6 protein-coding genes and 5 pseudogenes are annotated in these 12039 nt (G+C 49.2%); 5 read left to right on the plus strand and 6 right to left on the minus strand.

All coding sequences use genetic code 11. From position 1 onward, the window contains the following. Positions 1 to 18 precede the first annotated feature (18 nt). Together P6574_RS12870 and P6574_RS12875 are read right to left on the minus strand one after the other, a co-directional pair. Positions 19 to 126: an SDR family NAD(P)-dependent oxidoreductase gene (locus P6574_RS12870; RefSeq protein WP_310620678.1), complete on the minus strand. Its 108-nt coding sequence runs from the start codon at positions 124 to 126 to the stop codon at positions 19 to 21. Between the two features lie 180 nt (positions 127 to 306). Further along, positions 307 to 1200 (minus strand): MBL fold metallo-hydrolase, encoded by an 894-nt coding sequence (locus P6574_RS12875; RefSeq protein WP_310620679.1) that lies wholly within the window; start codon positions 1198 to 1200, stop codon positions 307 to 309. Between the two features lie 321 nt (positions 1201 to 1521). Here P6574_RS12875 and P6574_RS22125 point away from each other — a divergent pair. Together P6574_RS22125 and P6574_RS12880 are read left to right on the plus strand one after the other, a co-directional pair. Next, positions 1522 to 1629: pseudogene (locus P6574_RS22125) on the plus strand (TetR/AcrR family transcriptional regulator); the annotation flags it as partial. Between the two features lie 51 nt (positions 1630 to 1680). Further along, positions 1681 to 2061 carry a TetR family transcriptional regulator C-terminal domain-containing protein gene (locus P6574_RS12880; protein ID WP_405048146.1) on the plus strand — a complete coding sequence of 127 codons (381 nt, stop codon included), beginning with the start codon at positions 1681 to 1683 and terminating at the stop codon, positions 2059 to 2061. Between the two features lie 56 nt (positions 2062 to 2117). Here P6574_RS12880 and P6574_RS12885 read toward each other — a convergent pair. From P6574_RS12885 to P6574_RS12895, 3 genes and pseudogenes are all read right to left on the minus strand, one after another. Beyond that, positions 2118 to 2245 (minus strand): annotated as a pseudogene (locus P6574_RS12885) (IS6 family transposase); the annotation flags it as partial. 37 nt (positions 2246 to 2282) lie between these two features. Then, positions 2283 to 3193, minus strand: a pseudogene (locus P6574_RS12890) (IS630 family transposase). Between the two features lie 86 nt (positions 3194 to 3279). After that, positions 3280 to 4524 carry a multidrug effflux MFS transporter gene (locus P6574_RS12895; protein ID WP_310620680.1) on the minus strand — a complete coding sequence of 415 codons (1245 nt, stop codon included), beginning with the start codon at positions 4522 to 4524 and terminating at the stop codon, positions 3280 to 3282. Positions 4525 to 5262: 738 nt separating this feature from the next. Between P6574_RS12895 and P6574_RS12900 the strand changes: the two genes are divergently transcribed. The 3 genes and pseudogenes from P6574_RS12900 to P6574_RS12910 all read left to right on the plus strand — a co-directional run bounded on the left by P6574_RS12900 (position 5263) and on the right by P6574_RS12910 (position 11562). Next, positions 5263 to 9033, plus strand: coding sequence for an autotransporter domain-containing protein (locus tag P6574_RS12900; protein WP_310620681.1), 3771 nt, complete (start codon positions 5263 to 5265; stop codon positions 9031 to 9033). A gap of 132 nt (positions 9034 to 9165) precedes the next feature. Further along, a pseudogene (locus tag P6574_RS12905) lies at positions 9166 to 10134 on the plus strand (IS630 family transposase). Between the two features lie 585 nt (positions 10135 to 10719). After that, positions 10720 to 11562 (plus strand): sulfotransferase, encoded by an 843-nt coding sequence (locus tag P6574_RS12910; RefSeq protein WP_310620682.1) that lies wholly within the window; start codon positions 10720 to 10722, stop codon positions 11560 to 11562. Between the two features lie 181 nt (positions 11563 to 11743). Here the strand turns inward: P6574_RS12910 and P6574_RS12915 are convergent. Next, a pseudogene (locus tag P6574_RS12915) lies at positions 11744 to 11965 on the minus strand (integrase core domain-containing protein); the annotation flags it as partial. Positions 11966 to 12039: the final 74 nt, after the last annotated feature.

The following is a 12039-nucleotide window of genomic DNA, read 5'->3' on the forward strand; positions in this document are numbered from 1 at the left end:
TGTCAGGATTGCGACCGGTCAATATGACTTTTGCCCCTTCTTCGCAAAACGTTTTGCGGTGGCCAGTCCGATACCAGTGGTGCCGCCAGTGATTAGTGCGAGTTTTCCTTCGAGTTTCCGTGTCATGTTACTTTCCTGCTGTGTTGATTTTTTGCAGATCTGACCAACAGATGAGGCTAGATCTAATATTTTATCTTGATGTACAGTTGGTTTTATTTTTAGGCATGCGGAGAGTTTCTTAGTTTCCGCCAGGACCATATGGCTAGCGGCTTGTACCCTACGCTCGGGTCGAGACAGCTTAGCTACCTAATCAACGCGTTGATGACCTGTTATTTCCCAGCAATGCGAATAAGTGTAGATGTCGACTCCTCCGAGACGGTCACTCCACTTTTTTTCTACTTCTGCGGCACATTGAGCTGTTACTTTATCGAGCATGATTTTGACATATACCCATGGATTGCCCTTACCTCCACGTGCCTCTGCTTCAATTAGTGCTGCACCGAAGTCCATGGCTGCATTGGCTTTTTCAGCGGCAACCAAGGTATCATTGAAGTAGGCTTTCTGGGTTTCTACATCTTGGCGTGTGCCGTATCGACTTTGATGCCCGCCAATGAAGTAATCAAAATCGTAGCTAAGGGCGACGTCATGTGCCTCAAGAAAACCGGCTACAGATTCTGCGATCGCAAGATCTTCAAATGGAGTCCAGCCTGGGAAAATAATGTCAACCAACATCAATACTTTCTGCTCAAGAGCGTAGATATAGATATTGCCTGGAGTGTGGTTTAGCCCGTTATATGTTAGTTTCAGGGTCTGTGTGCCGACCGTCAACGTTAATTCATCAGAAAAAGTACGTGTTGGAATTGGGCGGTTTGGGTCATTTTTCTTCACAAGATGAGCGGCAGTTTCCTCATGGGCAATAATCTCTACTCCATCTGGATAGAGTGATGCCGATCCTATGTGATCGTTGTGAGAGTGACTGTAGATGACGTGAGTAATAGGCTCATCCGTAACGGTAGCAATCGCTTCAAGAATTTTTGAGCCAATGAAAGGCGGCGCGTCTACAACTATGAGGCCCTCTCCGGTGGTGAGGAACATCATCTGATAGGCACCATTATTTATGAGATAGAGGCCACGCCCAAGTTTCTCTACAACATACCCGATCTCCGGGTCGATTTCTGGTCCGATCGCAGCCTCAGACAAACTTTTAAATAGCATCGATTGAGGGAGATGAGCCGCAGCGAGGCCTCCTCATCCAAATAGAGCAATCAAGGCTGTAAGCAGGATCCGTTTCAATCGCATCACTACATTTCTCCGATTTGTGCAAATTGATCGACAATGCCAACAGGTCTCAAGCAAGTTTGATAGGTGCTTGATCCGCCGTCGGATACGTGCGATCCATGCGTCTAGAAAATATCTATCCGGGCGGATAGCTATCCATATGACTAGATATTGCAAGGAGTTTTTTAAATTATGGCAAGAATGCGCAAAATTACGCATCAAGATGCATAGGAAGCTGCACAGGTACTTTTCTGGCAGGACGGCTATTCCGGGGTGAGTACTCGTCAGATAGAAGAGAGAACAGGCCTGACCCGATTTACTTTGCAGGCAACTTATGGGGGCAAGAAAGCTCTGTTTTTGGACGTGCTTGATAACTATTTAGAAAAATCAATCGCCTATTTTATGCCGCGCCCAACTTCAGATATTCTGACAAGCTTAGCCGATTGGTTTGAAAGCCTGACTACGCCAGAAAATCTACCGGCAACAACAGATCATGGGTGCCTTCTTCTCAATACAATTTATGAGTTCAGTCGCGGAGAAAGCGATACAGATCAGCGCATTGACCTATTCTTTTCTGAATTGCGTCGTAGTTTCGGTGATGCGCTAAGTACCGGAGTGAAGCTAGGAGAAATTAATCCTGAATTGGACATCGCAACCAAAACCGAACTTCTCCTCTCGTCTTTCTTAGGGATCAATATGATGATCCGAGGAACAAGCGATCCCAATATAAGCCAGAGTATGAGCACTTCAATTGCCCAGATGATCAGGGAATGGGGACCTTAATTGAGGCATTACCAGATTGCCTTCTATAAATTGAACAGGAGCTACTTGGGCAAGCTTTATGCTCCCATTCCGACTGTGTAGTCAGCCAAAAGGGAGAAGGCATCATTGCGTGACGGTTGGAGACTGCGGATAGTTTATAACGGCGAGGGCGGAAGATCGTATTGATCTGGTCATGTACCAATAATGCCAATCCGCTTAATTCATGACCCATGTGCCCATTTTCACCTACCGATTGAGGTTATTCTCTCTGGTTGCTTGATGAGTTTATTCCATGCCTCACAGCATTGCCTTACAATCTCTTCATAGGAACTGAATATCAGATTTGAGAGCCAGTTCTCGCGTATAAATTGCCAGAGGTTCTCAACTGGATTTAGCTCCGGCGCCAGCGGCGGCAAAGGGAGTAAAGTTATATTCTGCAGAACCTTTAGCTTGGTTGTTGTATGCCAACCTGCCTTAACCAGTAGAAGCACAGCGTGTGATTGAGGCTTCACAAGTTTGGAAATCTCAATCAAATGGGTTTGCATGGCTCCGGTGTTACAACATGGCATGACAAGACCTACTCCGCCGCCCCGCTCTGGGCAGATGGCACCAAAAATATAGGTGAATTGTGTCCTTTTATCTGCAGGAACTTGGGGGCGGGAGCCCCGTTGTGCCCACCGGCGTGTGAGCTTGGTTTTCTGTCCTACTCTCGCTTCATCCTGCCACCAAATCTCAAGCGAAGTGTCAAGGCCTATCGCCTTTTGGATCCGGGTGACTTCCTCGGGAAAACTTTTTTAAAATCTTCAAGCTCTGCCGGGTCCTGAGCTGCATGACGCGGCCGTGCAGTCAGTTTAACAAAACCCAACTTCATCAACTCGCGGCTGATGGTATCCTCACTCAGAGTTGAGGGACGACCTGAGCTTTTGCGACCTTTTAAACCATCGGGACTTTGCGCATTAAATCGCAGAACCCAGTCTCGTACGATTTGTAACGTAACTCCACTAATGCGGGCTGCTTTGGAGCGAGAGTCTCCATCATAAATCAAAGCAAGAGCTAGTAACCGTCGAGCTTGCCGAACCTCCTTGCTAACCTTAGCCAAACCACGCAGGCTATCTGCATCAAAATCATCTCGCAGGGCAATCGCAGTACTCAAAACACCCTCCAAGTCTAGAGGGGCTATAGATTCAGAAAAGAAGAAATTGGGAACCCTACATAAGGCGAACTTTTTCGGGATTGGTATTAGGCTTCATTGTGAGGTTTAAAAAGTTGCCCTTTTTCCGTAATGAACACGACAAGGATTGCCATGAGACCGAAAACTGCGCAGCTTACTGTGTAAGGCAGAGTGGAGCCATCAAAGTAATGCCCAATACCTGCCCCAAGAAGTGCCCCAATCATCGTAGTAAAGGCACTGAACATAGCAGATCCGGTTCCCGCAGTCTGACCGAGAGGGTCCATAGCCAAAGCATTCCAGTTAGCCCCAATAAAACCAACAAAGAACACGGCAATAAACTGAAAGAAAATAAAACTCCAAAGCGTCTCATGATCTGTATAACCAATGGCAGCATTGATAGTATTGGCTAAAGTAAAGCACAGAATTGCTATATGAGATAGTTTACGTAAGCCCCAGCGCTCAACCACTTGAGAATTAAGTAAGGAAGAGGAAACTGGTGCCAGAGCGATGAGTCCAATAATGAGTAAAAAACTATCCTTCAGGTCAAAAACATTCATGAAGATCTGTTGCGCTGAGTTGAGAAAGCCGAACATGCAGCCCATTATCAAAGAGGTTGCAAGCATATACCCGAAGGTAAAGCGAATGGTCAGGGTGGACTTATAGGCAGTTAGTACTAAGCTGAGGCCAATAGCACGCCTCTTCTCCTTCGGCAAGCTTTCTGGCAGGCGAACCGCAGACCACAGAAAAATCAAGGCACCAACGCCGGTAAGGAGAAAGAAAGTCCAGTTCCAAGGACCAATCAATAGAATACCCTGCCCTATACTAGGTGCAATAATGGGGGAAATCATTATGACCGCCATGGCAAGAGACACCACTCGACCCATTGCCCGCCCAGCATACCAGTCCCGTACCATGGAAATGCTGACCACGCGGGGAGAGGCTGCCCCAACGCCTTGTATCAACCGCGCCACCAACATGGTCTCGAATGTTTCCGCAGTTGCAGCATACACCGTTCCCACTGTAAACAAGGCCACTCCAAAGAGTAGAACCCGCTTACGGCCCAGCCAATCAGAAAGTGGCCCGAAAACTAGAGAGGCGACAGAAAGGCTGGTCAGATAGACGGTAATCAAAAACTGCCTATTATTAGAATCATGAACAGCGAACTCTTTCCCAATCAACGGTAGAGCAGGCAGAATAATGTCAGTGGAAAGAGCACTGAGCGCCATGAATGCCGCGACCAGCCCAATGAATTCCCTAAACCCAATTCCATTATGAGGCGGTGTGTTCTCATATTTAAAAAGAGATGACGACATTCCAGTTCCTTATAAAAAAGATTTTGCCGCCACATCAAGCCTTTTTGAGCAGGCAGGAGATTTTATTAGCAACACCTGTCGTTGAATATGCATTAAAGGTCGTTTGGTCTATTATCAAAGCAGTTCTGTCAGTCTTAGTCGTTTCATACTCTTTCCGGACTGGGTATCACTGAAAAGCTTTTTGGCCCAGCCTTTTGCAAACGCAGGGGGTAGTGATGGAATAGATGCCTCTCTCGGCGCATTTCTGCAATACTGAGCAGAGTGTAGCTTTTGGAAAAAGAGGGATGCAACCATGAAGAACCTTGCCGTTGTTGGAGTTGATTTATCAAAGAACGTTTTTCAACTGCATGGGCCGATGCAGACGGACATGTCGTGTTTTCAAAGAAGGTTTCTCGTGCGGGTTTTTTGAAGGCTTTGAGTAAGCTTCCAACTTGTCTTGTCGCGATGGAGGCTTGTGCGAGTTCCCAGAACCTGCGGATCCTAGTGGCCACACGACCTGTTCAGTGACAATACCACCGACAATGACCTTAATGGCACATTCAGGATCAGGTTTTGGGGACTACTCTTTCACAGACGACTACCTACCTCCCCGCTCCCTTCAATTAATTTTGTGTATTAATGAATATTTAATGCGCACAAATTCAATAAAACACACAGCAATATAAATACACATTACAGTTATTATTATTTTATTTAAATATTAACTACAATATATACTTTATATAAAATTACATATACATGGACAATGCTAAAATGATCTATATACGTCCATCATATAACAAGATTAATTTGAAAGTACTTCATGCAATTTTGGCTATTGGAAGTATAGTCGCATCAAACTCCACATCCTTGGGCAATGATTTAATCATTGGTACACCCTCGGGGCAATCTGTAACATTTAAGGACGGAGCCACTCACCCCTATGATAACATTGAGGTTTCCGTAGATGCAGATGACACTGGGGTAATTAATGTCAGTGTAAATGGCACCACCCTGACCTCTTCGGGCACCACAACCGTTGGTGAGGCTGGCGTTGGAACCGTGAACGTGACAAGTGGCGGGGTGCTTTCTGTGGTCTCCCTAACACTGGGTTCAGATGTTTCGCCTGCAAGTGGAACAATGAACCTTACAGGAGAAAACACAACATATACAGCAACTGGGACCACGCAGATTGGGGATAGTGGTACTGGTATATGGAATATGTCTTCTGGTGCGACGGCGACTTCAGAAGATTCCAGTTCTCTGGGACTGTCTGAGGATGGAACAGGAACGGCGACCATTACTGGAGCCGATACTAGGTGGGACAACCAAAAAACTTTATACGTAGGAAACAACGGTAGTGGTACCTTCTATGTTGAAGAAAGCGCCGAAGTTTCCAGTAAGGGGGCTAGCATCGGTGATCAATCCACTTCCACTGGAAACGCCGGGATCAGTGGCGGGGCACTTTGGAGAATTGACTCAGACAGCCTCATTATTGGAAATGCAGGTACGGGTACCCTTCTTGTAGAGGGCGGGGCAAATACCACAGCCAATGGCGGTGTAAAAGTAGGAGATCAAGCAGGTGGAACTGGAACGCTAACAGTAACAGGATCAGGCTCAACATTTATAGTAAGTAGCGGTACCAGCCTTGGAATTGATGGAAGCGCCAGTCTGATCCTTCAAGCAAATGGGTCTTATATTACTGAAAGCGGAACTGGCACACTCCATCTGGCCGCCAATAGTAATTCAACGGGCTCTATCATTATAGGTAGCGAGGAGGGGGAGGACGCGATTTCCCCCGGGTCTCTCATTGCTAGTAGCATACAGCTGGCTAATGGTGAGGCGTCAATCGTGTTTAATCATAGCGCGTCCAGCTACATCTTTACCCCCGCAATTACGCAAAGTGGCACGGGAACCGGCAGTGTGCAGGTTTACAGCGGTACAACAAACCTTGTTGGGACTTCTTCAAATTATACAGGAGATCTGCAAGGAGTTGGGGGAGAACTTATTGTAACGGGCGGGGCCGACTTCAGCAATGACAACTCCTATATTGGTTATACGGCAGGTTCAAATAGTACTTTTACCATTTCCGGTGCCAGTCATAACGCCCGTACAGCACTTTACGCAGGCTATGAGGGAACCGGAATTGTCAATGTGACCGCGGGGGCGAATGCGGGGGGCGGAGACACTGAAATCTATGTTGGCTATGGGGCAGACGCTACCGGGACTTTGAATGTTACCGAGACGGGGTCAATAGATATAAAAAGCAAAACCCTCGTTGTTGGCTACCAGGGAGATGGCACAGTAAACATAAATACCGATGGCAAAATTAACAGTAATGACGGATCCATTGGGGCTCAAAGTGCCAGTACAGGAACTGTAAACCTTTCAGGTTCCGGCAGTCAGTGGACCATGGTGTCAGACCTGACAGTGGGTGACTATGGCACTGGGACCCTATCTATAACCGGCGGTGCACATGTAGAAAATTACAATGGACATATCGGTTCGCAAATAAGCGGCACTGGTGAGGTTCTAGTAAGTGGGAATGGTTCCACCTGGAACAACGAGGAGGCGCTGATTATTGGCGAGAACGGGACAGGAACTCTGACCGTAGCCTTCGATGCGAATGTGGAGGTTTCTGAAGACGAAAAAACGATATATCTGGCGCAAAAATCTGGCAGCATTGGTGTACTTAACATTGGAGCGGCAACGGGGGATACAGCTGTAACTGCAGGGCGCATTACAGCCGACACGGTGGATATGGGATCTGGAACCGCCTCGCTGACTTTCAACCATACAGCGCCTGCTAATAATGCCCTTGTTTTTAGCTCTAATATTACCGGAACCGGCACAGTCAACATGGAGGCGGGCAATATGCAGATGACCGGAAACTGGGGGAGCAATGTAATTACGACGATTAAGCCAAACAGCGGTGATGGCGGAGTGTGGCTGTTTGCAAACGGCACCGCCAATGGAGACTTTACGGTAGGCAATGGAGGCTACCTAGGGGGATCTGGAACTGTCGGCTCTGTTACTTTTGAAGCGGGTTCACAAGCGGCACCGGGGGATGATTTTGGCACAATTGGCCAGCTCACAGTTGCCGGTGATCTGATTTTGGGGGCGAGCGGCGGCGGCGCACTCTATAATGTGCACATCATTGGCACCGGTGACAGTGACTTTATCGACGTGGGGGGCACCGCTACCCTCTCTGACACCTCCAGCGTGGTTTTGTTTGCCAACCAAAGTGAGCCCTATGCCAAGTCCACCAGCTATGACATCTTGCAGGCTGGCGCTCTGTCTGGAACCGTAAGCGCGGTTACCAATGGCAACTATCCCAGCTACCTTGTTCCCACACTAACGGTGTCAACCAATAACACCGTTGTGTTGACCGTCGCCAATACCCAAGCTGCGGTGGCCAGCGTGGCGCAGACTTATAACCAGAACGAAATGGCCGAAGCCGTGGACGCACTGCGGCTGCAGTCCTTGGACGACCAATTGGCTGCTGCCAGGGCTGGCGCCAGTGTGACAGAGCTGATCGCCACTTACTCGCCGGTTTATTCCGGGCTGATGTTTTTAGGCCCATCTGATACCCGCCGGGCACTGGACCTGTTGGGCGGGGACATTTATGCCTCAATCACCAGCGTGATGCTGGAGGACAGCCGCTTTCTGCGCGAAGCGGTGTTGGCGCAGCAGGTCCCCGACAAGGACCGCTACAGCTGGGCACAAGGCTTTGGCGCGTGGGCTGACTGGGACGGCACCGGCAACGCTGCCGCCCTTTCACGCAGTACTGGCGGCTTTTTCACCGGCGTTGATGGACAGGTCGCCGCACAGCTGCGGGTGGGCCTGCTGGCCGGGTACAGCTACGCCAGTTATGACGCCCGCCACCGCAGTTCGACTGCCCATGCCAACTCTCTCCACTTAGGTTCCTATAGTACGGTGCAGGGCGCGTGGGCCGATCTACACCTAGGGGCTGCCTATTCGCTCGGCTTTGTGGATACGGGCCGCACCATGGCCTATGGTAATTTTTATGATGACCCCGGCGGCAATTACACCACCGGCACCCTGCAGCTGTTCGGGCAGGCCGCCCATACTTTCGAGACTGCCTTTGCCAAGCTGACGCCATTTGCTGGCGGCGCCTTTGTGGCGCAGACCGCCACCTCGTTTCAGGAGGACGGCGGCGACGCTGCCCTTCAGGTGTCCCCAGAGACGGAAACGGTGTACTTCTCCAACATCGGCGGCAGGATCGAAAAGGATTTTCAGCTGTCCGGCTACACCTTCTCCCTCAAATTGGGCGCTGCGTGGCAGCATCTGTTCGGTGATGACACCGCCAAAACCCGCAATACCTTATGGGGTCAGAGTTATAGCTCTCATGTTAAAGGGATTGCCCTTTCGCGTAACACCGCCCACTTAGGTGCCGGACTTTCCCTCAACCTCACCGACACCATCCGCGCTAGCCTCACCTATGACGGCCTGTTCAGTGACAATGCCATCGACAATGGTCTCAATGGCACGCTCAGGATCAGATTTTAGGGATATGGGGGCGGTAATCAGCAGCGTGAAGCAACTCTACTCACATTATACCAACGGCACCTGTTTTTGACTCGGGATGAGGATTCCCAAATCACTTGAATTGTGATTCAACATTGGGAAAGGAGATTCCCAATGTCAGCGATCCCATTGCGCCGAGACTATGATGCTTCTTCGTTACGAACTCTTGCTTGTCAAAGTAAGGATGTCAGGCAGAGCCGCCGCCTTCTTGCTCTTGCTGCTGTTTATGATGGGTTGTCGCGCTTGGAGGCGGCACGCATGGGCGGCATGGACCGCCAAACACTGCGAGACTGGGTGCGTCGGTTTAACGCAGAAGGGCCGCACGGCCTGTACAATCGTAAGAGCCCGGGCCGTGTCCGGTGGTTAAATAAAGAGCAAATGGCTGAATTTGCAGATCTGGTTGAGGCTGGGCCTGATTTACAACAACACGGCGTAATTCGCTGGCGTCGGCGGGATCTGCAAGGTGTGATCGAGCAGAAGTTTGGGGTCAGCTATAGCGAAAGGGCTATTTCAAGCCTCCTCAGAGTTCTGGGATTTTCTCGGGTCAGCGTTCGGCCACAGCACCCGGCACAGGACGAGCAAGTTATGGAGACATATAAAAAAACTTCCATGCCCGGCTTAAAGAAATAAAAGTGCGCTTGCCCTCACAAACATCCATGGAAATCTGGTGGCAGGACGAAGCCCGCATTGGTCAAAAAAATGGGCTCACCAGAAGGTGGGCAAAAAAAGGAACGAGACCACGGGCTCCCAGCGACGGGCGCTATCAATCAACTTATGTATTCGGGGCCATCTGCCCCGCCCACGGCAAAGGGGCAGCACTTGTTTTGCCCAAAGCCAATACAAGTGCCATGCAGTTACATCTGGAAGAGATCAGCCGAAACATCGCCAAAAGGGCACACGCGGTGGTCCTGATGGATCAGGCGGGTTGGCATACAACAGCAAAACTGGCTTTCTAATCGAAGCTTTGAAAACTATCAGGAAATTGTCGATGCTACCTGTAACGCTTGGAACAAGCTTGTTCAACAACCCCACACAATCACATCAATCGGCTACAGAAACTGGGCTAGTGTAGGTCAATCATAAATGCCGTTGGTATTACAACTCGCCTAACAGATTTGGAAACGTTCCGCAGATCACCATACCGGCCAGCAGCTTCTGGAAGGGCTGCAAGTAAAGGCCTGACAGAAGACTGTACTCGATCACATGTCTGAACAGGCAAAACTTCTTGCATTACGGGCGGCAACCACAGAAGAAGAGGTCCCTCCATTTTTCCAGGTCAGTCCATTTCTAAGTGGTTGCAGCATTGTACGCGCAAAGCTAAAATGTCACCCATGAGCAATTCAAGAATGTCACTCTCCCTGCAAAACGATGTGAGGATGAGTGGACATGGGATGGGTGAGCGTGAGTTGAACAATTCACAGTAATCCAATTCGAAGATGTCAGTGTAATCCGGTTTCGTATTAAGACCTGCCAGATTGAAAGGGTCTCTACACCCCGCAGCGTAAAAATATCCAATAATTAAATTGGAAGTTGTATATTGAACAGTTTTACAAATTTTCATATGCCGTACGCAGTCTGAAAGACTTTAATGGTGCATAAATTACAGGCACTCTTCCCCTGATTTACGGCGAGGACAAGGGGCCTAACAATGAGAGTTGAGGGACGGACGTGAATGATTACAACATGATATTTGTCGTGGGGACAGGTCGTTCCGGCACCACGATCACAGGGACCTGCCTGAAGAGCCATTCGGAATGTGACGGCGTGAGCTTTGAGATGCGGCTGCTCGGACAATCCACTGGCAACAACGGCCTTTACATCCTCTTGGAGGAGATTGCTGCGAACAGGACTTTGAGGATGAAAAGACTGAGACAATATCTCTTGGCCCGATTCCGTCCGGACGAACTGGCTGAGCTTAACCTGCCGGACGAGAACTCGTATGAGGCCCTAGTTGATCGACTATTGGATCGCGTAGGCCACGATGGAGAGGGCGCGGGCGAGAAGAACATCCCTCACGTCAGGGAATTCCTGGATAGTTTGTTATTGCCTAACCTAGAGCGCAGTGGCGCGCGCTACATCGTAGACGACACGCCCGTCAATGGGCTTTATATTCCGGAACTCCTCAAACTCTATCCCTCTGCTAAATTCATTCACATGTACCGGGACGGTATTTCGGTAGCCAATTCCTATTTACAAAGGGGATGGAAGAACAATTTCACCCACGCGCTCAAGAAATGGCAAGAGTTGTTCGATATGACGTGTCGGTTGGGGCGCGCCTATGGCGGAGATTCATATATGGAGATCAACCTGAACGAGATGGCAGTGGATTCGTCGATCTGGGCTCGTATTCAGGAGTTCGTCGGCTTCGACAACATCGAGGACATCAGCGGCCAATTCAGGCCGAAGGCGACGCAGACGAGGATCGATAAAATCCAACAAAGGCCGGAGCAGCTAGAATACTTCCAGAAGGTCTTTCCTGACATGTACGAACGGTTCTATGCTGGGCTGTGAAAATGGTATTGACGCATTAACTTGAGTCCGACGGCGATAACCTCTTGTGGTCACACTTCAGGTATCAATCATGGCAGCGCTTTTCCATTGAGCGAATGTGTTCCTGCGAGGGAGGAGGATGTTGATTGTGAGTAGCCCTGATAATCCCCCCATTATTGGAGGAATTTTGCAGTAGAGATAGTGCTGCCAGTCTTAGTTTTGTAACGGGTGTGATGCCGCCAAAGGCCATATTTGGCCATTCGTTGTTATATGTCCAGAGCCAGTTTGTGGCTTCTCTTTGAGCCTGCTCGATGGTCTCAAAGCAGTTTTGATCCAGCCACTCCTGCCTGACTGTTCTGTTATAGCGCTCCACATAGGCATTTTGATCCGGCTTTCCTGGCTGGATATGCCGGATCTGGATCCCTTGCGATTTAGAGTCATTGTGTTTCAGCTTGAGTCGTAGGATTCCCTTTCTGTTTTTTTTCTGTTTCAATCAAC

Origin of the sequence: Pseudovibrio sp. M1P-2-3, from assembly GCF_031501865.1 — a bacterium.
Lineage (GTDB): Bacteria > Pseudomonadota > Alphaproteobacteria > Rhizobiales > Stappiaceae > Pseudovibrio > Pseudovibrio corallicola.